The organism is Streptomyces polygonati, from assembly GCF_042650325.1.
Taxonomy (GTDB): domain Bacteria; phylum Actinomycetota; class Actinomycetes; order Streptomycetales; family Streptomycetaceae; genus Actinacidiphila; species Actinacidiphila polygonati.
Genome location: NZ_JBHSBB010000002.1, coordinates 38,647 through 64,667, shown reverse-complemented (window position 1 = coordinate 64,667; position 26,021 = coordinate 38,647). Strand labels below are relative to the sequence as shown.

General features: G+C 71.8%; 28 protein-coding genes and 1 pseudogene. 8 read left to right on the top strand and 21 right to left on the bottom strand.

Annotated elements, in window-relative coordinates; translation table 11 throughout:
* Positions 1-18 precede the first annotated feature (18 nt).
* The 3 genes from ACFO3J_RS01715 to ACFO3J_RS01705 all read right to left on the bottom strand — a co-directional run bounded on the left by ACFO3J_RS01715 (position 19) and on the right by ACFO3J_RS01705 (position 2,984).
* Entirely contained in the window at positions 19-741 is a 723-nt protein-coding gene (locus tag ACFO3J_RS01715; protein WP_386425247.1) for an HAD family hydrolase, read from the bottom strand.
* Between the two features lie 69 nt (positions 742-810).
* On the bottom strand, positions 811-1,878 hold the full coding sequence (locus ACFO3J_RS01710; protein ID WP_386425244.1) for a phosphotransferase: 1,068 nt from the start codon (positions 1,876-1,878) through the stop codon (positions 811-813).
* Between the two features lie 182 nt (positions 1,879-2,060).
* Positions 2,061-2,984 (bottom strand): GntR family transcriptional regulator, encoded by a 924-nt coding sequence (locus ACFO3J_RS01705; RefSeq protein ID WP_386425241.1) that lies wholly within the window; start codon positions 2,982-2,984, stop codon positions 2,061-2,063.
* A 238-nt stretch (positions 2,985-3,222) separates the two neighbouring features.
* On the opposite strand from ACFO3J_RS01705, the gene ACFO3J_RS01700 reads away from it, so the two are divergent.
* On the top strand, positions 3,223-3,390 hold the full coding sequence (locus tag ACFO3J_RS01700) for a hypothetical protein (protein ID WP_386425238.1): 168 nt from the start codon (positions 3,223-3,225) through the stop codon (positions 3,388-3,390).
* 47 nt (positions 3,391-3,437) lie between these two features.
* Here the strand turns inward: ACFO3J_RS01700 and ACFO3J_RS01695 are convergent, their stop codons facing one another.
* Positions 3,438-4,694: a GNAT family N-acetyltransferase gene (locus tag ACFO3J_RS01695; RefSeq protein WP_386425235.1), complete on the bottom strand. Its 1,257-nt coding sequence runs from the start codon at positions 4,692-4,694 to the stop codon at positions 3,438-3,440.
* 111 nt (positions 4,695-4,805) lie between these two features.
* Entirely contained in the window at positions 4,806-5,531 is a 726-nt protein-coding gene (locus tag ACFO3J_RS01690; protein ID WP_386425232.1) for an RsiG family protein, read from the bottom strand.
* A gap of 198 nt (positions 5,532-5,729) precedes the next feature.
* Between ACFO3J_RS01690 and dtd the strand changes: the two genes are divergently transcribed.
* Positions 5,730-6,155, top strand: a complete 426-nt coding sequence (gene dtd, locus ACFO3J_RS01685) for a D-aminoacyl-tRNA deacylase (RefSeq protein ID WP_386425229.1) — start codon at positions 5,730-5,732, stop codon at positions 6,153-6,155.
* A gap of 42 nt (positions 6,156-6,197) precedes the next feature.
* Here dtd and ygfZ read toward each other — a convergent pair whose 3' ends face one another.
* The 7 genes from ygfZ to ACFO3J_RS01650 form a co-directional block, all read right to left on the bottom strand.
* The gene (gene ygfZ, locus ACFO3J_RS01680; protein WP_386425226.1) at positions 6,198-7,166 is read right to left on the bottom strand and encodes a CAF17-like 4Fe-4S cluster assembly/insertion protein YgfZ; all 969 of its coding nucleotides are present in this window, start codon (positions 7,164-7,166) and stop codon (positions 6,198-6,200) included.
* Positions 7,167-7,186: 20 nt separating this feature from the next.
* Positions 7,187-7,639 carry a Fur family transcriptional regulator gene (locus ACFO3J_RS01675; protein ID WP_386425223.1) on the bottom strand — a complete coding sequence of 151 codons (453 nt, stop codon included), beginning with the start codon at positions 7,637-7,639 and terminating at the stop codon, positions 7,187-7,189.
* 81 nt (positions 7,640-7,720) lie between these two features.
* Positions 7,721-8,284: an FABP family protein gene (locus tag ACFO3J_RS01670; protein ID WP_386425220.1), complete on the bottom strand. Its 564-nt coding sequence runs from the start codon at positions 8,282-8,284 to the stop codon at positions 7,721-7,723.
* Positions 8,285-8,512: 228 nt separating this feature from the next.
* A complete protein-coding gene (locus ACFO3J_RS01665; RefSeq protein ID WP_386425218.1) occupies positions 8,513-9,433 on the bottom strand; it encodes a hypothetical protein in 921 nt (306 codons plus the stop codon).
* The gene (locus ACFO3J_RS01660; protein ID WP_386425216.1) at positions 9,433-10,284 is read right to left on the bottom strand and encodes a hypothetical protein; all 852 of its coding nucleotides are present in this window, start codon (positions 10,282-10,284) and stop codon (positions 9,433-9,435) included. Before ACFO3J_RS01660 ends, ACFO3J_RS01665 begins: the two co-directional genes overlap by 1 nt.
* A complete protein-coding gene (locus ACFO3J_RS01655) occupies positions 10,281-11,105 on the bottom strand; it encodes a hypothetical protein (protein WP_386425215.1) in 825 nt (274 codons plus the stop codon). The genes ACFO3J_RS01660 and ACFO3J_RS01655 overlap by 4 nt, the downstream gene beginning before the upstream one ends.
* Before the next feature lie 46 nt (positions 11,106-11,151).
* Entirely contained in the window at positions 11,152-11,910 is a 759-nt protein-coding gene (locus ACFO3J_RS01650; protein ID WP_386425212.1) for a hypothetical protein, read from the bottom strand.
* A gap of 114 nt (positions 11,911-12,024) precedes the next feature.
* Between ACFO3J_RS01650 and ACFO3J_RS01645 the strand changes: the two genes are divergently transcribed.
* Entirely contained in the window at positions 12,025-12,387 is a 363-nt protein-coding gene (locus ACFO3J_RS01645) for a DsrE family protein (RefSeq protein WP_386425209.1), read from the top strand.
* Between the two features lie 164 nt (positions 12,388-12,551).
* Here ACFO3J_RS01645 and ACFO3J_RS01640 read toward each other — a convergent pair.
* The 8 genes and pseudogenes from ACFO3J_RS01640 to ACFO3J_RS01605 form a co-directional block, all read right to left on the bottom strand.
* A pseudogene (locus ACFO3J_RS01640) lies at positions 12,552-12,806 on the bottom strand (DUF3099 domain-containing protein); the annotation flags it as partial.
* A gap of 191 nt (positions 12,807-12,997) precedes the next feature.
* Entirely contained in the window at positions 12,998-13,288 is a 291-nt protein-coding gene (locus ACFO3J_RS01635) for a DUF1416 domain-containing protein (RefSeq protein ID WP_386425207.1), read from the bottom strand.
* A gap of 28 nt (positions 13,289-13,316) precedes the next feature.
* Complete coding sequence (locus ACFO3J_RS01630) at positions 13,317-14,153, bottom strand: sulfurtransferase (RefSeq protein ID WP_386425204.1); 837 nt, start codon at positions 14,151-14,153, stop codon at positions 13,317-13,319.
* Positions 14,154-14,356: 203 nt separating this feature from the next.
* Entirely contained in the window at positions 14,357-14,437 is an 81-nt protein-coding gene (locus ACFO3J_RS01625; RefSeq protein ID WP_370673354.1) for a putative leader peptide, read from the bottom strand.
* A 227-nt stretch (positions 14,438-14,664) separates the two neighbouring features.
* On the bottom strand, positions 14,665-15,360 hold the full coding sequence (locus ACFO3J_RS01620; protein ID WP_386425201.1) for an LmeA family phospholipid-binding protein: 696 nt from the start codon (positions 15,358-15,360) through the stop codon (positions 14,665-14,667).
* Between the two features lie 115 nt (positions 15,361-15,475).
* On the bottom strand, positions 15,476-17,101 hold the full coding sequence (locus ACFO3J_RS01615) for a hypothetical protein (protein WP_386425198.1): 1,626 nt from the start codon (positions 17,099-17,101) through the stop codon (positions 15,476-15,478).
* Positions 17,098-17,391: a MoaD/ThiS family protein gene (locus tag ACFO3J_RS01610; protein WP_386425195.1), complete on the bottom strand. Its 294-nt coding sequence runs from the start codon at positions 17,389-17,391 to the stop codon at positions 17,098-17,100. Before ACFO3J_RS01610 ends, ACFO3J_RS01615 begins: the two co-directional genes overlap by 4 nt.
* A 150-nt stretch (positions 17,392-17,541) precedes the next feature.
* Complete coding sequence (locus ACFO3J_RS01605; RefSeq protein ID WP_386425193.1) at positions 17,542-18,435, bottom strand: alpha/beta hydrolase family protein; 894 nt, start codon at positions 18,433-18,435, stop codon at positions 17,542-17,544.
* 228 nt (positions 18,436-18,663) lie between these two features.
* On the opposite strand from ACFO3J_RS01605, the gene ACFO3J_RS01600 reads away from it, so the two are divergent.
* The 5 genes from ACFO3J_RS01600 to ACFO3J_RS01580 all read left to right on the top strand — a co-directional run bounded on the left by ACFO3J_RS01600 (position 18,664) and on the right by ACFO3J_RS01580 (position 24,219).
* Positions 18,664-19,503 (top strand): response regulator transcription factor, encoded by an 840-nt coding sequence (locus ACFO3J_RS01600; RefSeq protein WP_386425190.1) that lies wholly within the window; start codon positions 18,664-18,666, stop codon positions 19,501-19,503.
* A gap of 43 nt (positions 19,504-19,546) precedes the next feature.
* Positions 19,547-20,575, top strand: a complete 1,029-nt coding sequence (locus ACFO3J_RS01595) for a LacI family DNA-binding transcriptional regulator (protein ID WP_386425188.1) — start codon at positions 19,547-19,549, stop codon at positions 20,573-20,575.
* A 181-nt stretch (positions 20,576-20,756) separates the two neighbouring features.
* Positions 20,757-21,917, top strand: a complete 1,161-nt coding sequence (locus tag ACFO3J_RS01590; protein ID WP_386425185.1) for a S1C family serine protease — start codon at positions 20,757-20,759, stop codon at positions 21,915-21,917.
* A gap of 110 nt (positions 21,918-22,027) precedes the next feature.
* On the top strand, positions 22,028-22,768 hold the full coding sequence (locus ACFO3J_RS01585) for a response regulator transcription factor (protein ID WP_386425182.1): 741 nt from the start codon (positions 22,028-22,030) through the stop codon (positions 22,766-22,768).
* Complete coding sequence (locus tag ACFO3J_RS01580) at positions 22,765-24,219, top strand: sensor histidine kinase (RefSeq protein WP_386425179.1); 1,455 nt, start codon at positions 22,765-22,767, stop codon at positions 24,217-24,219. Before ACFO3J_RS01585 ends, ACFO3J_RS01580 begins: the two co-directional genes overlap by 4 nt.
* Here ACFO3J_RS01580 and ACFO3J_RS01575 read toward each other — a convergent pair.
* Positions 24,209-25,981, bottom strand: coding sequence for a bifunctional metallophosphatase/5'-nucleotidase (locus ACFO3J_RS01575; RefSeq protein WP_386425176.1), 1,773 nt, complete (start codon positions 25,979-25,981; stop codon positions 24,209-24,211). The two genes, ACFO3J_RS01580 and ACFO3J_RS01575, sit on opposite strands and share 11 nt — an antisense overlap.
* Positions 25,982-26,021: the final 40 nt, after the last annotated feature.

Here is a 26,021-nt window from a genome sequence, read left to right as displayed (position 1 = left end):
CCGCCCGCGTTGAGGCATTCAGGCGGTCGGCCGCGCGGCCCCCTCGATCGCGGCGACCAGGCCGGGCATGCCGATGACCACCGGGTGCGGATCGACGGTGCGCAGCCGGGCCACCCGGTCGGCGCTGCGGGCGTAGCCGAGGAAGGGGACGTGGGCGGCCTTGGCGGCGGCCGCGTCCGCCGCCGAGTCGCCGATCATCAGGCAGTCCCCCGGCCGTACGCCGAGGGTCTCGATCGCCCGCAGCAGGCAGTCGGGGTGCGGCTTCATCAAGGCGGGGTCCCTGGTGCTGCGCCCGAAGATCCGCTGCCCGAAGAAGCCCTCCAGCCCGTGTTCCTTGAGGTAGACCGCGACTGCGGCGGGTGCGTTGTTCGTCGTGATGGCGAGCACCCGCCCGCTGCCGGCCGCGGTCCGGATGAAGCGGGCGGCCAGCGGAGTGGGTTCGGCCGAGTGCGCGGCCACCTCCTCCGCTTCCGCCAGCAGCAGTTCGAGGCCCGCCGCCAACTCGCCGTTCGTGGTGGCCCGCAGGATCTCGTGCGGATTGGTACCGGTGATCAGGCCGGGGTCCTTGACCGGACTCCCCCGCTCGGCCAGGTACGCCCGCAGGTCCGCCGCGATGTCACCGGACGGATATCCCTGGAAGAGGCGGCAGACCGGTCCGTCGAAGTCGAGCAGCAGACAGGCCGCCCTCGCCAGCAGGGCTTGCAGCCGCGCCGCGGAGGGTCCGTTGTACGCAGAAGTCACCTCACGAGTCTCAGCGGACCGAAGATCGTTGGCCAGAGCGACACGGTGCGCTTGTTGTGGCGAGTATCCTCACCCGATCTGCGGGGTGTCCGCGGTCGCCCGGCTCGCGGGCCCCGGGTGCGACGCGCACCAGGCGCTGAACGCCGCTTCCATCGCGGGCAGCGGGGGGACCTTCTCGATCCCGAGCGACTCCTTCGCCACGGTCATCGCCTTGTGCGCCAGCGCCGCCGTACCGCGCAGCCGCCGTTCGCCGCCCTCCTCCCGCAGCCGGGCCGCGCCGCGGACGATGTCCGTGTACACCGATTGCAGTCTCTTGTAGGTCCGGTAGAGCGGCAGGTCCTCGTCGGCGCCGAGCGAGGCTTCCGCCCCGACCGCCCGTTTCCAGCGGAGGATCATCTCCTCCTCCTGGTCCGGCCGGTAGGCCATCAGGTGCAGATGCGTCGCCAGGTCGTACAACGGGTCGCCGAACAAGGCGAGTTCCCAGTCGATCGTCCAGAGCCCACCGGACCGGTCCACCACGAGGTTCTTGCGGTGCAGGTCTGCGTGCAGCAACTGGGGCCTGCGGTCGGTGAGTCGGGGCAGCCGCCGGCCGAAGTCCCGCAATGTGTCGGCGTCCATGCCCAGTTCGCCCAGGAGGTCCCGCAGGGACACCAACTCAGCGGCGTAGGCGTGCTCGACGCTGTAGTGCACCAGCCCGCGCAGGAAGGCGGAGGACCCGGCGCTGTCGGCCGGGTCCGGACAGTCGGCCGGTTCCGCGCACCCCCATTCCAGCGCCCCGTCGCGCGGCAGCGGTGGCCGGTCGACGGCGGCCAGGGCGCGGAAGAGTTCCTCGATCTGGTCCATGAAGCGCTCGGCGACCCGGCCGACCGGCCCCGGCACCCGGTCCAGGGTGGTGCCCTCGATGAAGCCGGTGAACGTCATCCAGCCCGCGCCGACCGGCAGCCGGCTCACCCGGGGAATCCGGGGCACTCGTCCGTCCAGCGCCTGGAGCAGCCGCTCCTCGGAGCGGAAACGCCGCATGTCGTACCAGAGGACATCGGACCGCGGCTCCCGCAGCTTGAGCCACCGGAAGTCACCGGCAAGCGGCGATCCGGAAGGGACGCGCACCGCGTAGGCGTGGTGGTGATAGCCCTTCAAGGGGCCTTCCACCCGGTCCGCCCGGAGGCCGGCCGCTCCTGCCGCGATGGTGGCGGTCAGCGAATGTCCTCGACTGCGGTGCTCGATGCCTGCCGCCCCTCGGTGTCGTCCGGGCCGATCGCAGCAGGGTACTGGGGATCATGGCCGACGCGCCGCAGGAGAAGGGTGCGCCGGGACTCCGGTCACTCGAAGAGAGTCATCGGCTCGGCGATGTTCGTCCACAGCGCGTCGAACCACGCCTGCAACTCCGCGACGAACTGTGTGTCGCGCGAATGCGGGCGGTCCGGGTCGAGGCGGTGCGCGAAGAGCATGGTGTTGACGCCGAGCACATCGAAGATCTCCTCCTGCTGGCCGTCGCCGAAGGTGACCTGCCGCCGGATCACCCGGTAGTAACCGGACAGTGCCGTCCGGGTGTTGAGCACATAGAGCTTCTGCATCGGAGTGACCGGCACCGTCTTGAACTCAATGACGTTGGTGATGTCCGGCCGAACGTCCGACAGACGGGTGAACATGCTGCGCAGTGCGATCGTGTGTCCACGGGCCAGTTGGCGCAGGCGGCGCAGCGGCCGGGGGTCCTCGGGGTCCGACACCAGGAGCGGCAGGGCGAGGGTCACGTCGAGGGCGGGGAGCAGCAGGCGGACGCGGATGGAAGAGGGGTTCAACTCGCCGCGCATGACGCTCTGGACGGGTGCGGCGAGAGCGCCGGCAAGGGTCTCGGTGGTGAGCGTGTACACGTCGATCGTCACCTCCGGCTCCTCGAACGCCGCGGCCACGTGGGTGGTCAGGGACTCCAGGGCCCGTTCGGGCTCCTCCGAGAAGGCCGTGGTGCGGCCGTCGGCGAACCGCCCCCGGTCCAGCACCTCCGCCGCGCGCCCCCTGCGGTTGTCGATCCAGCCCTCCTTGCGCAGTTCGCGCAGCGCGCGCTGGACGGTGGGGCGGGAGACGCCGAAGCGGTCTTCCAGCTGGGCCTGGGAGGGGATGCGGTGGCCGACCGGGAAGCGGCCGTCCGCGATCTCGGCGCGCAGGGTGTCGGCGATGCGCCGGTACGGGGGGAGGGGGTCGTTGCCGGTGAAGGGTGCCTCGTCGTCCTCATCGTCCGCGTCCACGGGGCAACGTTACAACTCCCGGAACGTACACACCGCTTGACTGAACCGAGTTTATCGATCTGAGCCCAGCGGGCACATTCTTGAATGAGGGTAACTCTTTCAACTTCTGATGTGGCTAGGAAAGTTGAATGAGGCAACCTCGCGGGGGTCGCACTCATCCCGTCCGAGGATGTACGGGACGCAACGCAACCACCCTGCCTTCAGCTTCGCTCAGCGCTACGAAGGAGGGATCGGTCTCATGCTCGCTCTCAGTTTGTGCGCGTACACGTTCGAACAGCTGGTTCAGTGGCGGTACGGGGCGGCGGGAATGCTCGCGCTCGGATTCGTCACCCTGGGGCACAAGTCGCGGAACACCACCTGCACGGCCATCGGGCTCACCGCGCTCGCGGTGCTGCTCGCGCAGTGAGCGCCGCGCGTCCCGCCCGGGAGCCGGAATGAGGAGAGGCGCGGGCGTCAGAAGACGTCGGGGCACCAGGGGCGGCGAGGAGTGCGGAAGAGGGTGTCCGCGGTCCGCGCCGCTTCGTCGCGGTGTTCGGTGAGCCGGCCGAGCGCCGCCAGCCGGGTCGGGGACTCGTCGCCGAGGTAGAGGCAGCCCAGGTCGCGGACCGACAGGGTGAGGTCGGGATCCGCCGCGGTGGGTGTACAGCGCGCGGCGCCCTTGGCGTCGGTCTCCAGCCGGAAGCGCCCGCCCGCCAAGCCGGCCAGGTCCCGGACATCGAGCACGAGTGAGGCCGGGCCGCCGCCGTAGGTGCGGGCGGACAGCGCCGCCGGGGTGTCCAGCAGCCGCAGCCACATGAAGTCGGCGAGGGTCTCGATCCGGGCCGCCCGCGGGTCGCCGAGCAGCAGCGGGAGGACGTCGTCCGGCGGGCGGAGGCCGGAGTTGAGCCGGTTCACCCAGTCCAGGGAGAGCAGGAAGAGCCACAGGGCGCGCTCGGCGGCCGGGGTGGCGGCGACCAGCTGCTCGACACGCGCCTCGACTTCGGGCAGCTTGCCGGTCCAGTGGTTGTCCTTGATCCGCCAGGAGGCCATGCCGTCGATCCGGCCCTCGGCATCACGGTGGAAGGCGAAGAAGGGCTCTGTCCAGGGGCCTTCGAAGGCGAACCGCACCTCGCCGGTGATCCGCTCCCACCACCAGGGCAGCCGCCTGATCGCGCCCGGCGTCAGCGGCCGCACCCGCTCGAACATCTCCGGTCCGGAGGCGCGCACCTCGGCGAGCGTGGCCAGGTCCACCCGGCCGCCGTCGTCCGGCCCGGCGTAGCGGCGGTCCAGCGCGGCGCGCGGTACGTCGACCTCCCAGTCGGTCACCCAGGTCGCCGGGCCGAAGCCGTACCGCCCGTAGATCGGGTACTCCGCCGCGATCAGGATCGACACCGCCTCCCCGCGCTCCTTGGCGGCGGCGAGATCCGCGGTCATCATCCGGCCGGCCAGCCCCCGGCGCCGATGGGTCGCGGTCACCGAGACATTGGTGACCGCCGAGGCGGCCACCACCGCGCCGCCGGGCACCGTCAGCTCCTGCGCCATGCTGCGGAGCGTCCCCACGCAGCGGCCCTGGTCGTACGCGCCCCAGGTCCGGTCGAGGTCGAACGCGGACAGCCGCCGCGCCACCTCGGTCGCGGCCACCTCGGTGGGCGGACGGTGGAAGCCGATGTTCAACGCCCGCAGCCACTCGGCGACATCGGACTCGTCCAGGGTGCGGATCTCAAGGCTCATGCCCGCACGCTAAGGGCACCCTCCCGAACCCGCACGTGAATAAACGGCTCACCCGCACGGGCCGGCCGCGCAGGCCGCTCGACCCGGTCGCTCGCCGGGCGCGCCGGCCCCTCACTCCTCCGTCAGCAGGTCCTCGACACGCGCCTCACCCGCGCGGTACCGCCGGGTGATCTCCGCCGAGCAGCCGTCCACCGTCTGCTGGAGCGTGTGCCGCCGCCGCGAGACCCGCTGCTCGTACCGTACGAGGCGGCCCTTCGCGGCGAGCAGCTCCGCGTCGGTGCGCGCTTCGAGGTCGGACAGCTCCACCTCGGACAGCATCTCCTCGGCGAGCTGCCGCACCCGCTCGGTCAGCGGGGTGCCGAGCGTGACGTGCCGGGCCGAGGACCGCACCCGCGACGGACCGTCGGTCAGGATCTCGGACAGCCGGTCCACGACCGGGGATTCGGGCTCGGCGGGATGCTCCCCGTCCGCCGTACGGGGGCCGGGTCCGCCCCGGCGGGCCAGCTCCGCCTGGAGGATGTCGATCCGGCCGTGCAGCATCCGCCGCAGATAGGAGAGGTCGGCCTCCTCCTGCCGCGCGTCGCGGCGCAGCGCGCGCACGGTGCCCAGATCCAGCGTGACCAGGTCCGGCGTGCCCAGGTCCGGCGTGCCCGGTTCGGGCTCGGGGGTGTCCGCGAGCGGGCCGCGGGGTGCGGGCGGTCGCAGCGGACCCAACGCGTCGGCCTTCAGCATGCGGTGGCCCTTCCTGGTGCGCGCCGTCGGTACGGCAGTGCCGGACGCCGTGGTGGATGGTGGTAAGGCGGTGCCGGGATTCTCTCCAGCGCCGGGTGTGGTCATGCCTGTCGTCCCCTCCTCGCGGCGCGGGCGCCGCCCGGATTCGATGCTGCCACCTGCCCCGCGCACCCCGCAGCGACACTGCACCCGAACGGCCGTCACGACAGATGTGCGAGGCCGCCGACCGGGCGTACGCGGCGGCCGCCGCGCGCGCCCTCACCCGCCCGGGGCGCGCCGGGCGGCTCCGGCCACAATGGGCGCATGCGAACGGTGGTCCAGCGGGTGAGCGAAGCGAAGGTCGTCGTCGACGGGAAGACCGTCGGCGCCATCGGGGAGCCGGGGCTGTGCGTCCTGGTCGGGGTGACGCACGACGACACCAAGGAGAAGGCGGCGGCGCTGGCGCGCAAGGTGTGGACGCTGCGCGTCCTGCCCGAGGAGCGGTCCTGCTCGGACATCGGCGCACCGCTGCTCGTCATCAGCCAGTTCACGCTTTACGGTGACGCCCGGAAGGGGCGCCGCCCCACCTGGAACGCCGCCGCGCCCGGTCCGCTCGCCGAGCCGCTGGTGGACGAGGTCGTCGCCCAGCTGCGTGCGCTGGGCGCGACCGTCGAGACGGGTGTGTTCGGCGCCGACATGAAGGTGACGCTGACCAACGACGGTCCCTTCACCGTCGTGATCGACCTGTAGGAGGAGCTGTAGGAGGGCCTGTAGGCGGCGGGGAGGGCGCCCTTACGGGGCCACCACCGTCTCCTGCGCCGCCGCCGTGTCCTCGGCGAGCAGGGGCGCCTGCTCCGGGGTGTTCCGCTTCACCAGGGCGAGCGCGATCGGGCCCAGCTCCCAGTGCCGCGCCGACGAGGTGATGAAGCCCACCGCGCGGGCGTCCTCACCCTCCCCGGCGATCCGCACCGGGGCGCCGTGCGCGGGCAGGTGCACATCGCTGCCGTCCAGGTGCAGAAAGACCAGCCGACGCGGCGGCCGGCCCAGGTTGTGCACCCGGGCGACCGTCTCCTGCCCGCGGTAGCAGCCCTTGGACAGATGCACGGCCGACTCCAGCCAGCCCAGCTCGTGCGGGATCGTCCGATGATCGGTCTCCAGGCCCAGCCGCGGCCGGTGTGCCTCGATGCGCAGCGCCTCATAGGCGAGCGCCCCGATCGGCGGGCCCGACTCGGCGGCGAAGGACTCCAGCCGGTCGCGGGGCACGAACACGTCCCGGCCGTACGGCGTCTCCCGTACCGCCCACTCGGCCGGCACGGCGGTGATGGACCCGGCCGGCAGGAAGACCAGCGCGTAGTGGTCGGTGGCGTCGGTGATGTCCACCCGGTAGAAGAACTTCATGCTCTCCAGGTAGGCGATCAGCGCTTCCTGCGTGCCGGGCTCGACGTGCATCCAGGTGGTGGCCCCGTCGTCCACCAGATACAGGGCGTGCTCGATATGGCCGTGCGCCGACAGGATCAGCGACTCCGTCGCCGTCCGCGGCGCCAGGCTCTCCACATGCTGGGTGAGCAGCAGATGCAGCCAGGACAACCGGTCGGCGCCGCTGACCGTCACCACACCGCGGTGCGAGAGGTCAACGAAACCGGAGCCGTTCGCGAGCGAGCGCTGCTCGCGGAAGAGGTCGCCGTAGTGCGCGGCGACCCCCTCGTCGGGGCCTTCCGCGGGGACGGCGCCGGGCAGCGACAGCAAGGGGCTCTTCGTCATGCCGTCAAGCGTACGACTCGTCACCCTCGCGGCTCGTGGCCAGGAGCCTGTTCTGCCTTGCGCGCGCAGTCCTTGCAGCGGCCGAAGATGGCGAAGTGCTTCATATCGGTCTCGAAGCCGAACTCCGCCCGCAGCCCGTCCTTCAGCGGGGCGGCCAGCACCACTTCCGCCTCGGTGACCGAGTCGCAGTCCCGGCACACCAGGTGCATGTGGTCGTGCCGCTCCGCCAGGTGGTAGGTGGGGGCGCCGTGCCCGAGGTGGGCATGGGTGACCAGGCCCAGCTCCTCCAGCAGCTCAAGGGTGCGGTAGACGGTGGAGATGTTCACGCCGGAGGCGGTCTTGCGCACCTCGCACAGGATGCCGTCGGGGGTCGCGTGCTCCAGGGAGCCGACAGCCTCCAGGACCAGTTGCCGCTGCGGCGTCAGCCGGTAGCCGCGCTGCCGCAGATCGCTCTTCCAGTCGGTGGTCGCCACAGAGCCAGTGTAGGTCCGCGGCCCGCCGGCCGACCGGAAGGAGACAGCGGCCCCCGGTGGTCACCCACCGCGCCGGCCCGGTCACTTGAAGAAGGCGATCCCGTCGTCGGGCAGGTCCTTGAGGTCGGCGACCCACTCCCGCGGGTCCACCACCTTCTTCAGATGAGCCGACATGTAAGGCCGCAGCGGGACCTTCGGGGTGCTCTTCTCGCCCACCCACATCAGGTCGCTGTTGACATAGCCGTACAGCCGCTTGCCGCCGCTGTAGTCCGGGGCGAAGGGCAGCCGGGCCACCGCGTCGGTCACCAGGTCGATCTGCGGCTTGCCCTCGGCGAGCACACCGGTCCAGATCTCGACCACGCCCTCGTCCCGGGTGGTGGTCACATCGACCTTGCGCTCGGCGTCGATCCGCCAGTAGCCGCTCTCGTTCTCCAGCGGGCGGACCTTCTTGCCGTCCGCGTCCAGCACCCAGGTGTGCGAGGTGTACTCCAGGAACGGCCGGCCGTCGTGCGTGAAGACGACCTCCTGCCCGAAGTTGCACTTCTCGGCGCCGGGGAAGTCGTGCACGCCGGCGCCCGTCCAACGCCCGAGCAGGAACGCCAGCGGCACCAGCTCGGGGTGCAGGTCGGAGGGGATCTCGATCATGTCAGCGCTGGCCCTGGTAGAGCTTCTTCACCGCGTAGAAGGAGAACAGGGCGACGCCCACGCAGACCAGGACGAGCAGGGCGTCAAAGAAGTACTGGATTCCCACGGACATGCTCCTAGAGCGGGGGGCGGTCAGGGCCGCGCACGAGTCTAATGCGCGGCCCCGACCCGGGCACGGGCAGGCCGGGCCAGCCGGGGGCCGACGGGCGGCGCCGGGGTACGCGCCCGTCAGCCGAGCAGCTGCGCCTGGAGCCGGACGGTCTGGGAGAAAGGCGCCTCGGGGACGAGGCCGCCCGTGCGGGAGACCTCGACCAGGGCCAGTACGTCACCCGAGCGGATGTACGCGTAGCGCGTGTCCTCGGCGTCCGGTTTGCGCTCGGCGTAGGCATTCACGTTCATCTCCGAGGGGATGACCTTCGATGCCACCGTGTTGTCCACATCGGCGTCCTCGACACCCTTCAGATCGTCGGCCTCGACGTCGTTGAGGCTCACCCCGGCATACGCGGTGCTGAGGTACTGCAGCAGATAGACCTGGGTACGGGTGCCGTCCGGCATGGTCCAGCCCTCGGCGGCGATGTGCCGCAGCCCCTCGTCCTTGAGCGTCGTCCTCATCAGCGTGGTGAGATCCGGATCAAGGCTGTACGCCTCCAGGAAAGCGCCGACCGGCAGCCAGCCGGTCTTCCCCGGCAGGGCCGGTTCGGCCGAGGCGGTGAGGGGCCCGGGCAGCAGCAGCGAGCGCAGGTCGACGTAGTGATGCCCGCCCGGGTTGGCCGCCATGTCCAGCGCACGCGGCTTGCCCGCCGGCAGCTTCGGCAGCGCGATCGGCGGATACGTCCAGCGCCCGTCGTCCGGTGTCTTCAGCCCCGGGATCTTCGTCCGCTCGGGCTGGGTCACGGCGTAGGCGCTGGCGCCGCCGAGCGCGGCGAACACCAGCACGGCCGAGGTCCACCGGAGCACGGCGCGCAGCTTGCGGCGGGGGGCTTTGGCGGGGAGGTCCGGGGCGAGCGGGGGCTCGGCGACCGGCGACTCCCCGGGCGCGGCGGACTCGGCGGCCGGTGACTCAGGAGTTGGCTGCTCGGCCGCCGAGAGCTCGGGAGCCGGGGGTTCGGGCGCGGCCTGCGCGGTCCGGACTTGCGTGGGCTCGGTCATCAGACGGCCTGCCCCGGGTCCTTGATGCGGCTCAGCTGCTGGCGCAACAGGTCCACCGCCGATGTCTTGTCCAGCGGCCGGGCGCCGTGGACGGTCATGGTCACCTTCAAGTCGCCCTCCGTGGCCTCGCACGTCATCGAGTCGAGCTGATCGCCGGGCTCGGCGGGCGGCAGCACACAGACAGCCTGCGGGTAGCCCTGCACCTTCGGCCCGACCCGGAAGATGCCCATCGCCTTCGTGAACTCGCGGAAGAACTCGGGTTCGGCCCGCGCCGCCTCCTTGTTCTTCATCTGCACCAGCGCCATCTGGACGACCAGGTCCCCGTTCCAGCTCCGGTAGGTCCGCAGGCCCTCGCCCTCGATGTGCAGGGCGTCGATGGCCGCATCGACTTTCTTGCGGTCCTTCTTCGACATCCAGCTCAGGTCGCCCTTGGCCAGTGCCTGGGCCTGCTGGGCGTCGAGCACGGCGTCGTTGCCGTAGCCCGCCACATCAGGACCCGGTTTGTGGTTCTGATCGACCGGCAGGAGCAGCAGGTCGAGGCTGCCGAAGTGGCTGCCGCCGGATTTCGCGCCGAATGCCTTGGTAGCGGAGGGGGTGGGCGCGATCCACGGCCTGGCAGCGGCTGCGGCGGCGGCGCCTCCCCGGCTGCCGTCGTGCTCGAGTACGGCGTAGCCGATGCCGCCGCCCGCCGCGATGGCGACCAGGGCGCCGGTGATCCCCAGCGCGAGACCGCGCTTCGGCCGGCTGCCGGTGCCCGGGACCTCCGGCGGATCGTCCGGCGGTACGTCGGGCAGGTCCGGCGGTACGTGCGCTACATCCGAAGGCTGCGCGGGAGGGGTCTCGTCGGTCACAGCCGCTCCAGTTGCTGGTCGATCAAAGTCCTGACGGTCGAGGACTTCACCGGGCGGGGGGAGTCCACGAAGACCTCGATGAGGATGTTGCCGACCTCGGCCAGCCCATGACCCCGGTATTCCGGCTGAAAGCCCGACTTCTTCCACTCCTCCCCCGATGGCCACACCGAGCCGTTCTGGACGCCGGCGATCTGCTCGCTCGGACCGAGCCAGGTGTAGCCGTCGATGTCGGCCCACCACTCCGAGAACCTGGCGCGGGCGGACGGGGACGCCTCGTCCCGGAACTGCGTGAGGTCGACCTCGCGGAACACACCGTGCGCGTCCGTCCAGTCGGCGCGCGCGCCCTGCTGGAAGTCGTCGCTCGCCATGTCCTCGAAGGCACCGGCGGGCTTGTCGAAGGTCTCCGCGTAGTCCCACAAGGGCACCCGCAGCCGCTCGGGGTCCTCGCCGCTCTTGGGAACCTGCACGAGGAACTTGAGCAGGTCGCCGTCGTAGAGCGCCGCCCGGTCCTGGCTCACCGGCAGGGCGGGCACCGCCGGGCCCGCGCCCTTCGGCTGGGCCGGCATCGCCCCGGTCAGCGGTGGCGGTGGGGTCGGATCCCGCTGCTGCTGTATTCGGTAACCGACCCCGCCGCCTGCCACCACCCCCAGCACGGCGGCGACGGCGATCAGCCGCGCGGTCCGCCCGCGCCGCCTGGGCTTGTAGACGGTGGGCGCCGCCTCGGAGTCGCCGTCCGGCGCTGCGGCGGCCGGCTCGGGCGCCGGCTCCGGCTCGGCCGGCGGCGCGGTCTCCCCGGCCGTCGGGGGTGCCGTGGGCGGCACAGGGGTGTCCTGGGACAAGGGGTGACTCCACGGGTGGGAGAGCGGGTCAGCGACCCGACCTGAGGCGCTGGTGCTGCTGGTCGAGCAACGACTTCAGCAGCGCGCGGGAAGGGGCCTTGCCGCCGGTCACGGTCAGGGTGATGTGGACATCGCCCTGGTAGGAGATGGCCAGCACGGTGTCCGTGCTCTCGGCCGAACCGGAGGCGAGGTGGTAGGCACGGGCGGGGAAGTCCTCGCCGAGGGAGATCTTCGTGCCCTCGTAGTAGTGCGACGCGTAATAGGCGGCGGCCTGGCTCGGCCCGGCGAAGCGGACCAGCTTGACGGTGACCTCGGAGGCCCCGTCGGCGGTCAGATAGGTACGGAAGGCGCCACCGCGGAAGCCGTACGTCCTGAGGGCGCTACGGGCCTCGGACGGGTCGGAGGCGCTGGCCGCGATGTCGTCGGCGGTCAGCGGCGAACCTGCGGCGTCGCCGTAGACATCCGCGTCACCCGGCGGCTTCAGCAGGAAATACCGCAGGTCACCGGTGTGCGCGCCGTCCTTGACGTGGCCGGCGGCGGAGGCGGCCGGCGAGGCGCTCACCGGGGCCGATCCGCCACTCGCGGACGGACTCGCGGACGGGCTGGAGGCCGCCGAGGTCCGTGTGCCGGCGGACGCGGGCGTCGCCGCGGCGTGGGTCTGCCCGACGGGCGACGGGCCGAAGGCGATCACCGCCCCCGCCGTCAGGGCCACCAGCGCGATCAGACCGGCGGCGGTGGCGAGCAGCCTGCCGCGGCGGCGGCGCGAGCCGCCGTCGTTGTTTTCCACGAAGCCCCCCCGGGCAAAGATCCACACGTGTGCGATGCACACGGATCTGCTTTTATATCACCGCGAGCGAGGCCCTTGATCCCACCACCGGCCGGGGCGGCCTAGGGTGTGGCCATGGCGAAGAAGCTCGTGATCAAGGTGACAGCGGGTGCCGACGCACCCGAACGCTGCTCGCAGGCGTTCACCGTGGCGGCGCTGGCCGCGGCCAGCGGGGTCGAGGTCTCGCTCTGGCTGACCGGGGAATCCGCGTGGTTCGCGCTGCCGGGGCGTGCCGCGGAGTTCGAACTGCCGCATGCCGCCCCGCTGCCCGATCTGCTGGACGCGATCCTGGCGGCCGGGCAGGTCACCCTGTGCACGCAGTGCGCCGCCCGGCGGGACATCGCGGAGAAGGACATCATCGCCGGGGTACGGATCGCGGGGGCGCAGCTGTTCGTCAGCGAGATCATGCCGGACGGCGTCCAGGCACTGGTCTATTGACACGGCCCATTGATACGGCCGATACGACCGGTACAGTCAACACGCCGATATCCGCTTATAACCGAATACCGGAATTCCCGCTACCGGTCCCAGCGATTCTTCGGGTCTTTCGGCCGGCCGGATTTCTTGCCGTCCTTACCGTCCCTGCCGTCCTTGTGGTCGCCGGGCCGTTTCTTGCCGTCCAGCTCCGCCCACCACTCGTCCGACTGCTCGTCCCCGCTCTCCTCGTCCCACCAACGGTCCTCCGGCCCACGCCGGTTGGCCACGATGGCGGCGACCGGCGGGATCGCCGCGGCGATGACGCACATCCCGATGGCGGCGGGTACCGACCACAGGCGCACGACTGACCACGCCAGGACGAAAAGCACCACACAAGTGCCCATCATGGCGAAATACCAGTGACGACGGCGCACATACACAACTCCACCGTACGTCCCCATCACCCGAATGGCACCTGGCGGCGGAACGCCCCCGGGGAAGGCCGAACCGGCCGCCGGCCGGCCCCCTCCCGGGCGCCCGGCGGGCCACCATGCCGAAGGGCCGCGATCCCCTTGCGCGGGATCGCGGCCCTTCGGCGTTCAGTGGGCGGTCGGGCGCCTCGGCGGGCGTCTCAGAGCGCGATCGCCACCTCGGCGGCCGCGCCCTGCTGGGCCACGACCGTACGGTCGACCGTGGCGCCGGGGACGAGAGCGCGCAGCGTCCAGGTGCCGGGGGCCGCGAAGAAGCGGAACTGGCCGGTCGCCGAGGTGGGCACCTCGGCGGTGAACTCACCGCCACCGTCCAGCAGCCGTACGTAGCCGCTGACCGGCTCGCCGTCGCGGGTCACCGAACCCTGGATGATCGTCTCGCTCGCCACATCGACTCCTGCCAGGTCCGGGCCGCCGGCCTTCGCTCCACACATAGGGATCAGTCCTCCAGTCGCGCAGCGGTCAGTTGGCGCCGAGCTCGATCGGCACGCCGACGAGCGAGCCGTACTCGGTCCACGATCCGTCGTAGTTCTTGACATTGGCCTGGTCCAGCAGCTCGTGCAGCACGAACCAGGTGAGCGCGGAGCGCTCACCGATGCGGCAGTACGCGATGGTGTCCTTGGCCAGGTCCACGTTCTCGTCCTGGTAGAGCTGGACGAGCTCCTCGTCGGACTTGAAGGTGCCGTCGTCGTTGGCGTTCTTCGACCACGGGATGTTGCGGGCGCTCGGCACGTGGCCGGGGCGCTGCGACTGCTCCTGCGGCAGGTGCGCGGGGGCCAGCAGCTTGCCGGAGAACTCGTCGGGCGAGCGGACGTCCACCAGGTTCAGCGAACCGATCGCGGCCACGACGTCGTCGCGGTAGGCGCGGATCGAGACGTCCTGCGGCTTGGCGGTGTACTGGGTCTCGGGACGCGCGGGCACGGCCGCCACCAGGTCGCGGGAGTCCAGCTCCCACTTCTTGCGGCCGCCGTCGAGCAGCTTGACCGCGTCGTGGCCGTAGAGCTTGAAGTACCAGTAGGCGTAGGAGGCGAACCAGTTGTTGTTGCCGCCGTAGAGCACCACGGTGTCGTCGTTGGCGATGCCCTTGGCGGACAGCAGCGCCTCGAAACCGGCCTGGTCGACGAAGTCGCGGCGGACCGGGTCCTGGAGGTCCTGCTTCCAGTCGATGCGGACCGCGTTCTTGATGTGGTTCTTGTCGTAGGCGGACGTGTCCTCGTCCACCTCGACGATGACCACCTTGGGGTCGTCGATGTGGGCCTCGACCCAGTCGGCGTCCACCAGTACGTCACTGCGGCTCATGCTGTTCTCCTCCGGGGCAGTACGGATGTGCGGTGCGCGGTGCCGCGGCGGGCGCGACGACATGCGGGCGTGCTGTGCGACGTGCGCGAGGCCGCGAAGACACCGACAGCACGGGATTCGGCGGGTCTGAACGGGCCCTGAGCGGGGGAGGCAGGGGCGCCGGGGCCTACGGCCGGCTTCGGCGCGGGGGAAACTGCCTGCCCCTAGGGCATGCGACAGAGCATGGCGGCTACGCGGCACAGGTCGACTGCCCGCCGCTTGGTGAGATCCGCCTGTCGCGTCATAGGCCCGATCGTAAGGAAATGAACCGTCGGGTGTCACCGCCGTATCGCATAGCGAGACAGGATTGTCCGAATGGCGGTACGAAGGTCAGGACGTGTGTGCGAGAGGGGCGATCGGGGGCGCGAACGCGTTTTCGGACCGCCCGGCTCGGCCGGCGACCGGGGGCGTCCCGGTCAGTGTCCCGGTCACCGTCCCACCCACTGTCTCAGTCGCCGTCTCAGCCGCTGTCTCAGTTGGCGAGAACGACTCCCTTGCCGGTCGCCGCCACGGACACCCCGTCGGGGCCCGGGGTCACCGACGACAGCCCGATGCCCGCCGGGAGGTGGGTGAGCTGGAAGGTGAAGTCGATCTTCTGGCGCAGCTGGTCCTCCAGGCCGAGGGCGGTGAAGGCCTGCGGCAGCGCGTCGGCGTGCAGTCCGATCGAGTCGCTGCCGTGCACCGAGACCTGGCTCAGCACGCTCAGCTGCGAGCCCAGGATCGTCCCGCTCAGCTTGACCATCGGCCGGCCGCTGTTGTCCGTGCCGCCGTAGGCGACGGTGACCCCGGGAGGCGCGACCTTGGTGAGGTCGGCGTAGCTGAGGAAGGCGGCGCCGTCTGCGTGGTCGGCGACCGCGTGGTGGAAGCCGTTGGACAGCCGCACGCCGTGCAGGTCGGCGTGGAAGCTCTGGATCCGGACCGCCTGGCCGCCGTCGGTCGCCGCGATGTCGTCGGCGGTGATCTTCACGTCGTCCAGCTTCTTCCCGGCCACCTGGGTCAGGAAGGGGAATCCCTCGATCGACACCTTCGGCTTGACCGACAGTCCCTCGCTGGTCTGCGCCCGCTGGGCCGCCGTGTTCTGGGCCACATGGACGGCGATCCGGTCCGCCGCGACGAACAGACCCCCGAGGATCACCACGACGATCAGAAGTATCCGCGCCACTCGCATGCGTCCGCCATTCCCCGCTGGTACATGAACCTTCTCTTTCCCGAAACGCCTGACGGGCGAGGGGCTCCGGTGGTTCCCCCACGAGTCGAACTGTTATCCGTACCTCAGCCGGGCCTCAGCTCAGCGCGCGGCCCAGGATGTAGACGAGCGGCGCGGCGGCGGTCAGCGGAAGGGCGACGCCGGCGGTGAAATGGACGAAGCGGGACGGGAAGTCGTAGCTCGCCACCCGCAGGCCGATCAGCGCGCACGCGCCGCTCACCACCGCGAGCAGGGCGGCGTCGGCGCCGCCGAGTCCGGTGGCCGGACCGGTCACCAGGCCGGTCGCCGTCGCGGCGGCCAGCGCGAGCACCAGCGACACGGGTTCGCCGCCGGGCAGCCGCAGCGCGCGGATCACGGTGGCGGCGGCGACCGCGACGACGCCCACGATCACCGGGTCGGTGCCGGCCTGCGAGGTGGCGGTGGCCAGATAGCAGGCGGCCAGTACGGCCAGCAGCGTCGAGGCGGAGGTCGCCGTCAGCGAGGACAGCCGCTCGTCCGGGCTGCCGTGGTGCCGCAGCTGGAGCACGAGCACCAGCAGCAGCCACACCCCGAGGGTGCCGGCCAGCGCGAGCGGGCCGTGCCCGCCGTCCACCGCGAGCAGCGCCACATCGGCGGTGACCCCGCCGAGGAAGGCCAGCAGGATGCCCTGCCGGGCCGGCCACATGCCGTTCAGCCGGAACCAGCCGGCCGCGGTGACCGCCTGCAGCAGCACCAGCACGACGGCGAGCCCGGGCTTGCCGACCGCCGCGCCGCCCGCCAGCAGCAGTCCGAGCGCCGCGGTCAGCCCGGCGGGCTGGATACCGGGCGGAATGATCGGCGAGCCGGTCCGTACCGGGCCCTGCGGCCCGGGGTCCGGCGGCGCGGCTTCCGCGGCCTGCCGCGTGTCCGCGTCCTCGATCACCGGCAGCACGGCGGTGTGCTCAAGGCCGCCCGGGGCGTACGGCTGGGGGTCGGCGTAGGCGTGCGGGGCTGTCCGGGGCTGGTACGAGGGCTGGTACGGGGGCTGGGCCTGATAGCCGTCCGGCTGATAGGAGGGCTGCTGCGCGGGGGCGCCGTAGGCCGGGGGCTGGAGCTGGTCGCCGTACGCCGGCTGGAGCTGGTCGCCGTACGCCTGAGGCCGGCCGTACCGCTCGCCGTACTGCTGGCTCTGCGGCTGGCCGTGCGGCTGCTCCGGGCTGCCGTACGCCTGCCCCGGGCCGTGCTGCTGACCCTGCTGCTGCCCCGGGCCGCCCTGCGGCTGGCTCCCGTACGCCTGCGGCTGACTGTGCTGCTGGCCCTGCGGCCGGCTCTGCTGCTCCGGGCCGCCGTACGCGTAGCCGCCGGCGCCGGGCTGCTCCCAGTCGCCGGCGGGCGCGGCCTGCCACTGCTGCTGGCCGCCCGCTTCCGGCCAGCCGCCGGCCGCCGGGGGCGCCTGCCCGGACCAGGTGCCGTCGGCGGCCGGGGTGCCGTACGCCGCCGGGTGCTGGGGCGGGGTCTGCCCGTCGGCCGCCTGCTGCCCGTAGGTCCCGTCGTCGTATCCGTACGGCTGGCCGGGGCCGTAACCGCCCTGGCCGCCGTACTCCCCGTAGCCGGGTCCGTAACCGGATGCGGACGCCTCGCCGTAGGGGCCGGGCTCCGGCGGGTAGCCGTAGCCCTCGCCGGGCCGGCCGGCCGGGGCGTGGTCGCCGCCCTCCGGGGCGGAGCCGTAGTCGTGGGTGCTCATGCGTTTCCTCCCGCGAACGGTGGGAGGACCTCCACCGTGCCGCCGTCGGGCAGGGGGACCGCGGTGTGGTCGCGGGTGCCGACGGGTGTGCCGTCGACGAGGAAGGAGCAGCGCAGCAGGACCCGGGCGAACTCCGGCTCGCGGGCGTGCCGTTCGCGTGCGGCGGCCAGCGCCTCGGCGAGGGTCGCGGCGCGGTACGGCTCCTCCGCCGTGCCCGCGGCGGCCTTCGCGGCGGCCCAGTAGCGGATCGTGCCCGCCACCTGCCTCGCGGCCGTATCGGGTCCAGCCATCACGGCTCCGTCCTTCGTCGTCCTTCGTCGTCCTGGTCGTCGTACGTCGTCCGGCGCGCGGCGGGGGTCAGCAGGCGTCGTCCGGCCACGGCCGGCGGCGGCCTGCGTCATCGCCGACGTCGTGCCGCCGTCCATCATGGCCCGTCCGCGTCAGATCCCGGGAATCCCGGCGGTCCGCTCGGTCAGCCAGTCGCCGAGGCGGGCGAGCAGCGCGGGCTCGGCGGCGTTCTCGGCGTGCCCGAAACCGCGCTCGATCCACAGCTCGGCACCGCCCTCACCGGCCGCGGCGGCCAGCGAGTAGGGATGGTCCAGCGGGAAATAGCCGTCGCGGTCGCCGTGCACGATCAGCAGCGGGGTCGGCGCGATGTACGGCACCGACTCGACCGGGGACAGCGGCACCGGGTCCCACTCCCCGGCCTGGATGCGGGTCTTGAGCCCGAAGCGGGACACCAGCCGCCCGGCGGGCCGGGTGATCGCCCAGTGCACCCGCCGCATCGGGGCGGTCCCCCGGTAGTACCAGCGGGCCGGCGAGGAGACCGACACCACGGCGTCCACTTCCGCCGGGGCCTGCGCCGACCCTCCCGACCCGCGCCCGGCGCCCCCCGCGTGCCGCAGCACCACGGAACCGCCCATCGAGAAGCCGACCGTGGCCACCCGCCGATAACCCAGACTCCGGGCCCAGCGCACCACCGCGTCGAGGTCGAGGACTTCGAGGTCGCCCACCGTGGAACGGCCGCCGGAGCCGCCGTGGCCGCGGAAGGAGAAGGTCACCACTCCCCCGTAGGCGCTGAAGCCCGCCGCCACCCGTCGCACGGCGGGCCGGTCCAGCGCACCCGTGAAGCCGTGCGCGACGACGATCGCGAGTCGCCCGGGGCGCCCCGGGCGGTCCGGACGGCCGGAAACATCCTGCTCGGGCACCCTCATGGGCAGCTGCTCGGCCTCGATGGACACCCCGTCCGAAGTCAACAGAACCACGCGTCGACCACCCGAAGTGATCGGAAAAACACGCGGACGTTTGTCTTTGGTCTCGGCATGGCTGTCCATGTCGGCTATTCTTCCGTGCAAGAGGACCTGGGCAATGTCGCCCCCGGGTCCTTTCGTGCTTTCCAGCACGAGACATATCGTCCTCGCGGGGACCGAGGAGGGTTCAGTTTTGAGCCAGCTCTGCCAGTTCGGCCAGCTCTGCCAGCTCGACCCGGCGGCCGCGTCCGCTCCAGGTGCGGGACGCACCACGACGTGTCAAGTGCGGACGACGATCGACGGGAGCGCCCGGTGAGTTCACTTCTGCTGCTGACCAATGCCCTTCAACCCTCCACCGAAGTGCTGCCCGCGCTCGGGCTGCTGCTGCACAGCGTGCGTGTGGCACCCGCCGAGGGCCCGGCCCTGGTGGACACCCCCGGCGCCGACGTGATCCTGATCGACGGCCGCCGCGACCTGCCGCAGGTGCGCAGCCTGTGCCAGCTGCTGCGCTCCACCGGCCCCGGCTGCCCGCTGCTGCTGGTGGTCACCGAGGGCGGACTCGCCGCGGTCACCGCGGACTGGGGGATCGACGACGTGCTGCTGGACACCGCGGGCCCGGCCGAGGTCGAGGCGCGGCTGCGGCTGGCCATGGGCCGCCAGCAGATCACCACCGACGACAGCCCGATGGAGATCCGCAACGGGGACCTGTCGGTGGACGAGGCAACGTACAGCGCGAAGCTCAAGGGCCGGGTCCTCGACCTGACCTTCAAGGAGTTCGAGCTGCTCAAGTACCTGGCCCAGCACCCGGGCCGGGTCTTCACCCGGGCCCAGCTGCTCCAAGAGGTGTGGGGCTACGACTACTTCGGCGGCACCCGCACCGTGGACGTGCACGTACGGCGGCTGCGGGCCAAGCTCGGTGTGGAGCACGAGTCGCTGATCGGCACCGTGCGCAACGTCGGTTACCGCTTCGTCACCCCGGAGAAGGTCGAGCGGGCGGCGGAGGAAGAGGCGCGCAGCCAGGCCGCGCAGGGTCGTGGCGGTCCGTTCGCCAACGGCCGGACGGCGGGCGGCGACCACCTCGGCGGCGCTCAGGGCGGCGCCCTCGGCGAGCGTCCCGGCGACGGCCGCACATCGGCAGAACAGACCGTATGAAGATCAGTGTGACGGCCGGATAGACACGCGTAGACTTCGCGCCGTGCCCAAGGTGACGCGCGACGATGTGGCCAGGCTGGCGGGGACCTCAACGGCGGTCGTCAGCTACGTCATCAACAACGGACCCCGGCCGGTCGCACCGGCCACCCGCGAGCGGGTGCTCGCGGCCATCAAGCAGCTCGGCTATCGCCCGGACCGTGTGGCCCAGGCGATGGCCAGCCGCCGTACCGACCTCATCGGCCTGATCGTGCCGGACGCCCGGCAGCCGTTCTTCGCGGAGATGGCGCACGCCGTCGAGCAGGCCGCCTCCGAGCGCGGAAAGATGGTGCTGGTCGGCAACTCCGACTACCTCGACGAGCGCGAGGTGCACTATCTGCGGGCCTTCCTCGGTATGCGGGTCTCCGGGCTGATCCTGATCAGCCAGGGCCCGAGCCAGAACGCCGCCGCCGAGATCGACGCGTGGGACGCCCGGGTGGTGCTGCTGCACGAGCGTCCCGAGGCGATCGACGACATCGCGGTGGTCACCGACGACATCGGCGGCGCCCAACTGGCCACCCGGCACCTGCTGGAGCACGGGCATCCGTACGTGGCCTGCCTCGGCGGCACCGAGATCACCCCGGTCACCGGCGACCCGGTCACCGACCATGTGGTCGGCTGGCGGCGCGCGATGGAGGAGGCCGGCAAGTCCACCGAGGGCCGCCTGTTCCACGCGCCGTACAACCGCTACGACGCCTATCAGGTGGCGCTCGGGCTGCTGGCCGGCCCGGACCGGCCGCCGGCCATCTTCTGCGCGACCGACGACCAGGCGATCGGGCTGCTGCGGGCCGCCCGCGAGCTGCGGATCGACGTACCGGACCAGCTGGCCGTCGCCGGGTTCGACGACGTCAAGGAAGCCGCGCTGGCCGACCCGCCGCTCACCACGGTGGCCTCGGACCGCAAGGCGATGGCCAGGGCCGCGGTGGACGCGGTGCTGGACGACTCGCTGCGGCTGCCGGGCGGCCGCCCCGACCGGCTGCGTACCTTCCCGTCCCAATTGGTCGTACGCGGCTCCTGCGGGTGCCACCCGCGCTGACGGTCGGCGGGCCGGGGGTCCCCGGCGGGTCCGGGGCCCGGCTGCCGCAGGTCCGGGGCGGGTTACGGGCGGTCCGGCGCGAGCCCGGGGCGATCTTCCTTACATCGGGCATACCTACTTCTGTCGGGCTTCTCAGTGTGTGCTCAGGCGACTCTCATGAAGCGGGCGCAGAGTTTTTGTCATGACCGAGAGCAACCGCTACAGCGGCGAACCCCAGGACCCGCACGACGACCCGCAGCCACCGCTCTATTTCGGCCCGCAGACGCCCCCGGAGGCGGCCCCGGCCGCCGAGGCGGAAGCGGCGGGCCACGGTTTTCCCCCGCCCCCCTCGTACACGCCGGTCTATCCCTACGGCGGTCCCGGCAGCTCCGGCGGCCCCGGTGCTCCCGGCGGCCCCGGCGCTCCCGGCCTCCCCGCCGAGCACACCCCGCACCGCAGGCGCCGGGCCGGCAAGCCCTTCGCGCTGTTCGCCGCGGTGGCGGTCGCGGCCGGTGTGATCGGCGGCGGCGCGGGCGCCCTGATCGGCAACGCGACGAACCACAGCACCAGCGCGTCCGCCGCGACGACCGCCGCGATCAACGCCAGCGCGATCGACGGCAGCGTCTCCGGCGTGGCCAAGGCGGTCAGCCCCAGCGTGGTGGAGATCAACGCGACCTCCAACGACGGCAAGTCCACCGGCGCCGGTGTGATCATCACCACCGACGGCCAGATCGTCACCAACAACCACGTGATCTCCGGCGCCGACTCCGTATCGGTGACCTACAGCAACGGCAGGACCTCCAACGCCTCGGTGATCGGCACCGACCCCCAGAAGGACCTGGCGCTGATCAAGGTGCAGGGCGGCAGCGGACTGCCCGCGGCGACGCTCGGCGACTCCTCCGGTCTGGTGGTCGGCGACCAGGTGGTGGCCATCGGCTCCCCCGACGGTCTGGCCGGCACCGTCACCAGCGGCATCGTCTCGGCCTTGAACCGCGACGTGACCGTGCCCGTCGAGGACGGCCAGGGCCAGCAGCAGTTCGACGACGGCAGTGGCAGCGGCAACAGCGGGCGCTGGCCGTTCTCCTTCGGCGGCAACCAGTTCAACGGTGACACCGGCAGCTCCACCACCACGTACAAGGCGATCCAGACCGACGCGTCGCTGAACCCGGGCAACTCCGGTGGCGCGCTGATCAACATGAGCGGTCAGATCATCGGCCTGAACTCGGCGATGTTCTCCTCCTCGGACTCCTCCAGCGGTGATTCCTCCAGCGCGGGCAGCGTCGGCCTCGGCTTCGCCATCCCGATCAACACCGTCAAGGCGGACCTCGGGCAGCTGCGGTCCGGCGGCACGGGCACCAACTGAGCCGGGCATGCGAGGCTGATATCAGTACAGAGACGATCCGTGCGATGTCCGTCGGCTCTGTCGGTTCCGTCAGTCCCGTCAGTCCCGTCCCCAGCGAGGTATCCGACACCATGACCACCGGCGACAGCGGCGAGGCCCCCGCGCGCATCCTGATCGTGGACGACGAGCCGGCCGTACGGGAGGCGCTGCGGCGCAGCCTCGCCTTCGAGGGGTACGACACCGCGCTGGCCTCCGACGGCATGGCGGCGCTGGAGCAGGCGGACTCCTACCACCCGGACGCGATCGTGCTGGACGTGCTGATGCCGCGGATGGACGGGCTGACCACCGCCCGGCGGCTGCGCGCCACCGGGGTAACCACCCCGATCCTGATGCTCACCGCCCGGGACACCGTCGGCGACCGCGTCACCGGCCTCGACGCGGGCGCCGACGACTACCTCGTCAAGCCGTTCGAGCTGGACGAGCTGCTGGCCCGGCTGCGGGCCCTGCTGCGCCGCAGCTCCTACGCGGCCGGCCTCGGCCAGGGCTCCGAGCAGGGCCACACGCTGGCCTTCGCCGATCTGCGGATGGACACCGCCACCCGCGAGGTGACCCGCGCCGGGCGGCCGGTGGAGCTGACCCGCACCGAATACACCCTGCTGGAGCTCTTCCTCACCCACCCGCGCCAGGTGCTCACCCGGGAGCAGATCCTCAAGTCGGTGTGGGGCTTCGACTTCGAACCGACGTCCAACTCGCTGGACGTGTACGTGATGTATCTGCGCCGCAAGACGGAGGCGGGCGCCATGCCGCGGGTGGTGCACACCGTGCGCGGGGTGGGGTACGTGCTGCGGGCGCCCGACGGCGGGCATTCGTGAGCAGATCCTTTCTGAGCAGGCTGCCCCTGAGCAGGCTGCCGCTGCGGTCCCGGCTGACGCTGCTGACGTCGGTGGCGGTCGCCGTGGCGGTCGCGGGAGCGGCGCTGGCCTGCTGGCTCTTCACCCGGAACGAGCTCAATACGCAGCTCGACAAGTCGCTCAGCCAGGGGCAGGTGGAGGCGGCGCAGCAGCTCCGTGACAGCCTCCGCACGTTCCAGTGCACCGGCGGTCCCACCCCCAGCGCCGGCCAGTTCGCCATCAACCCGGCGAATGTCTCCGCGCAGCTCGTGCTGGCCGACGGCACGATCTGCTACGTCACCGGCGCCGGGACCTTCCCGGCCACCGCCGCCGACCGGAGCATCGCCGCCAATGCCGGTTCCGACGCCGCGAACTCGCTGACGCACACCGTGCGGGTCCACGGCCGGGACTTCCGGGTCCACACCACGAGCACCAACCTGGCGCTCAACGACCAGCCCGTCGCACTGTCCGTGGCCCGGCCGCTCAGCGACATCACCGACCCGCTCACCACCCTCGCCTGGGTGCTGCTCGCCGTCACCGGCGTCGGTGTCCTGGGGGCGGCCTCCGCCGGGCTGGTGATCGCCAGGACCGGGCTGCGGCCGGTGGACACCCTCACCCAGACCGTCGAGCACATCGCCCGCACCGAGGACCTCAGCGTCCGCATCCCCGTCGAGGGGCAGGACGAGATCGCCCGGCTGAGTACGTCCTTCAACGCGATGACCGCCGCGCTGGCGTCCTCCCGGGACCGGCAGCAGCAGCTGATCGCCGACGCGGGGCACGAGCTGCGCACCCCGCTGACCTCGCTGCGGACGAATATCGAGCTGCTGGAGCGCAGCGAGGCCACCGGGCGGGCGATCCCGCCCGAGGACCGCAAAGCGCTGCTGGCCTCGGTGAAGGCCCAGATGACCGAGCTGGCCTCGCTGATCGGCGACCTCCAGGAGCTGTCCCGCCCGGACGCGGTCCGCACCCTCGACGTGGTGCCGCTGCACGAGGTGACCGAGGCGGCGCTGGACCGGGCCAGGCTGCGCGGGCCCGATCTGAAGCTGCTGGCGGACCTGCGGCCCTGGTTCGTCCAGGGGGAGGCCGCGGCGCTGGAGCGGGCGATCGTGAACCTGCTGGACAACGCGGTGAAGTTCAGCCCGGCCGGCGGCGAGGTCGAGGTGCGGCTGCACGGCGGGCAGCTGACCGTACGCGATCACGGGCCGGGCATCCCGGCGGAGGAGCTGCCGCATGTCTTCGAGCGGTTCTGGCGCTCGCCGGACGCGCGGAGCCTGCCCGGCAGCGGGCTCGGGCTGTCGATCGTGGCCCGGACCGTACAGCAGTCGGGCGGCGAGGTGACGCTGGCCCCGGCGCCGGGGGGCGGCACGCTGGCCACCCTCCGGCTGCCGGGGGCGCCGACCGCGCCGCCCGAGGAGCCGCCGGCTACGGGATGACGGTCACCCGGTCCGCGGCCGGCGGCGCGATGGGCGCCGACGCGGAGGAGTGCGCGGTCAGATAGGCCGCGAAGGCCGCCAGGTCGTCGCCGCCGACCAGCGGGTTCGTGCCCTGTCCGAGGGCGGCGAAGCCGTCGCCGCCGCCGGCCAGGAAGTTGTTCTCGGCCACCCGGTAGGAGGCGGCCGGGTCGATCGGCGTGCCGCCCAGCGCGACCGAGCCGGCCACGATCTGGTCGGCGCCGGTCTTGGTGGTGTCCAGGGTGTAGGTGAGGCCGGCCGAGATCTGCAGGATCTTCGGGGCGGCCAGATTGGCGCCGCTGACCTGCTGCTGGAGCGCGGCGACGATCTGCGCGCCGGTCAGCGTGGTGAGGTTCACGGTGTTGCTGAACGGCTGGACCGCGAAGCCCTCGGCGTAGGTGACCACGCCGTCGCCCTCGGTGCCGGTGGAGGGGTAGACCAGGTCGGTACGGATACCGCCGGGGTTCATCAGCGCCAGCTGCGTCGTCGGGTCGAGGGTCTTGCCGTAGGCGAGCTGGGCGTCGGCGATCAGGTCACCCAGCGGGGTCTCGCGGTTGCCGGTGCGGCCGATGTCGGCGCTGATCCAGCCGATGGTGCGGCCGGCGACCGGGGCGGCCAGCGTGTTCCAGCGGGCGATCAGCGCGGTCATGTCGGCGGCCTTGGGCTGCACCCGGTCCACCACGTGGTTGGTGCCCTTGACCGAGGTGCGCACGATGTCGTGGGTGCGGACGTCGTACTTCATGTCCAGCTCGGTGTAGAGCCGGCCGAAGGAGGAGGCACTGGTGACCAGCCGGGGGTGCCCGGCGGGGTCCGGGATCGTGCACACGTAGGAGTTGTGGGTGTGGCCGGTGACCAGGGCGTCCACATCCGGCGAGATCTTCTTGGCGATGTCCACGATCGGGCCGGAGATACCGGTGCCGGCGCCGCCCGCGTCGCAGTTGTAGTTGTAGCTGCCGCTGACCGGCACGCCGCCCTCGTGGATCAGCGCGACGACGGCGTTGACGCCCTGCTGCTTGAGGACCTTGGTGTACTTGTTGACCGTCTCGGCCTCGTCCAGGAACTTCAGGCCCGCCACGCCGGCGGCGGTGACGATGTTCGGGGTGCCCTTGAGGGTGACGCCGATGAAGCCGACCTTCACGCCCTTGACGTTCTTGACCACGTAGGGCTGGAGCAGCGGCCGGCCGGTCTGCTCGTTCACGACGTTCGCCGACAGGATCGGGTAGTCGGCGCCCTGGAAGGTCTTGCCGGGCTGGTAGCAGCCGTCGACCGGGTGGCAGCCGCCGTTCTGCAGCCGCAGCAGTTCGGCCTTGCCCTCGTCGAACTCGTGGTTGCCGACGCTGGTGACGTCCAGGCCGATCTTGTTCATCGCCTCGACGGTGGGTTCGTCGTGGAACAGCCCGGACAGCAGCGGGCTCGCCCCCACCAGGTCCCCGGCCGCGACCGTCAGCGAACGGTCGTGCCCCTTGCGGGCGGTGCGCAGACTGGACGCCAGATACTCCACCCCGCCGGCCGGCACGGACTTCACACTGCCGTCCGCCTCCAGCTCGTTGACACTCCCCGAGGAGCCGGCCGGCGGCTCCAGATTCCCGTGGAAGTCATTGAGGGCGAGCATCTGCAGGTCGACCGTCCGCCCCGCCCCCGGCTTGCCACCGTGGCCGTGCGCGGGCGCGGGACAGGCCGCGATCAGGGTGCCGACAGCCGCCAGGCCGGCCACACCCACCGAGATTCTGCGTGCCAGAGACATGGATCCCCTTGGGTCCTCGGGTCAACTACGGGTCAAGAGC

What these genes read in the sequence shown, in the direction of transcription:
- ACFO3J_RS01610 (WP_386425195.1), bottom strand. Translation starts at nt 17,391, where the DNA reads ATGGCTGGACCCGATACGGCCGCGAGGCAGGTGGCGGGCACGATCCGC.
- ACFO3J_RS01615 (WP_386425198.1), bottom strand. Translation starts at nt 17,101, where the DNA reads ATGAGCACCCACGACTACGGCTCCGCCCCGGAGGGCGGCGACCACGCC.
- ACFO3J_RS01605 (WP_386425193.1), bottom strand. Translation starts at nt 18,435, where the DNA reads ATGGACAGCCATGCCGAGACCAAAGACAAACGTCCGCGTGTTTTTCCG.
- ACFO3J_RS01670 (WP_386425220.1), bottom strand. Translation starts at nt 8,284, where the DNA reads ATGATCGAGATCCCCTCCGACCTGCACCCCGAGCTGGTGCCGCTGGCG.
- ygfZ (WP_386425226.1), bottom strand. Translation starts at nt 7,166, where the DNA reads ATGACGAAGAGCCCCTTGCTGTCGCTGCCCGGCGCCGTCCCCGCGGAA.
- ACFO3J_RS01635 (WP_386425207.1), bottom strand. Translation starts at nt 13,288, where the DNA reads ATGTGTGGAGCGAAGGCCGGCGGCCCGGACCTGGCAGGAGTCGATGTG.
- ACFO3J_RS01620 (WP_386425201.1), bottom strand. Translation starts at nt 15,360, where the DNA reads ATGCGAGTGGCGCGGATACTTCTGATCGTCGTGGTGATCCTCGGGGGT.
- ACFO3J_RS01585 (WP_386425182.1), top strand. Translation starts at nt 22,028, where the DNA reads ATGACCACCGGCGACAGCGGCGAGGCCCCCGCGCGCATCCTGATCGTG.
- ACFO3J_RS01645 (WP_386425209.1), top strand. Translation starts at nt 12,025, where the DNA reads ATGGCGAAGAAGCTCGTGATCAAGGTGACAGCGGGTGCCGACGCACCC.
- ACFO3J_RS01625 (WP_370673354.1), bottom strand. Translation starts at nt 14,437, where the DNA reads ATGACGCGACAGGCGGATCTCACCAAGCGGCGGGCAGTCGACCTGTGC.
- ACFO3J_RS01695 (WP_386425235.1), bottom strand. Translation starts at nt 4,694, where the DNA reads ATGAGCCTTGAGATCCGCACCCTGGACGAGTCCGATGTCGCCGAGTGG.
- ACFO3J_RS01590 (WP_386425185.1), top strand. Translation starts at nt 20,757, where the DNA reads ATGACCGAGAGCAACCGCTACAGCGGCGAACCCCAGGACCCGCACGAC.
- ACFO3J_RS01690 (WP_386425232.1), bottom strand. Translation starts at nt 5,531, where the DNA reads ATGACCACACCCGGCGCTGGAGAGAATCCCGGCACCGCCTTACCACCA.
- ACFO3J_RS01575 (WP_386425176.1), bottom strand. Translation starts at nt 25,981, where the DNA reads ATGTCTCTGGCACGCAGAATCTCGGTGGGTGTGGCCGGCCTGGCGGCT.
- dtd (WP_386425229.1), top strand. Translation starts at nt 5,730, where the DNA reads ATGCGAACGGTGGTCCAGCGGGTGAGCGAAGCGAAGGTCGTCGTCGAC.
- ACFO3J_RS01665 (WP_386425218.1), bottom strand. Translation starts at nt 9,433, where the DNA reads ATGACCGAGCCCACGCAAGTCCGGACCGCGCAGGCCGCGCCCGAACCC.
- ACFO3J_RS01630 (WP_386425204.1), bottom strand. Translation starts at nt 14,153, where the DNA reads ATGAGCCGCAGTGACGTACTGGTGGACGCCGACTGGGTCGAGGCCCAC.
- ACFO3J_RS01700 (WP_386425238.1), top strand. Translation starts at nt 3,223, where the DNA reads ATGCTCGCTCTCAGTTTGTGCGCGTACACGTTCGAACAGCTGGTTCAG.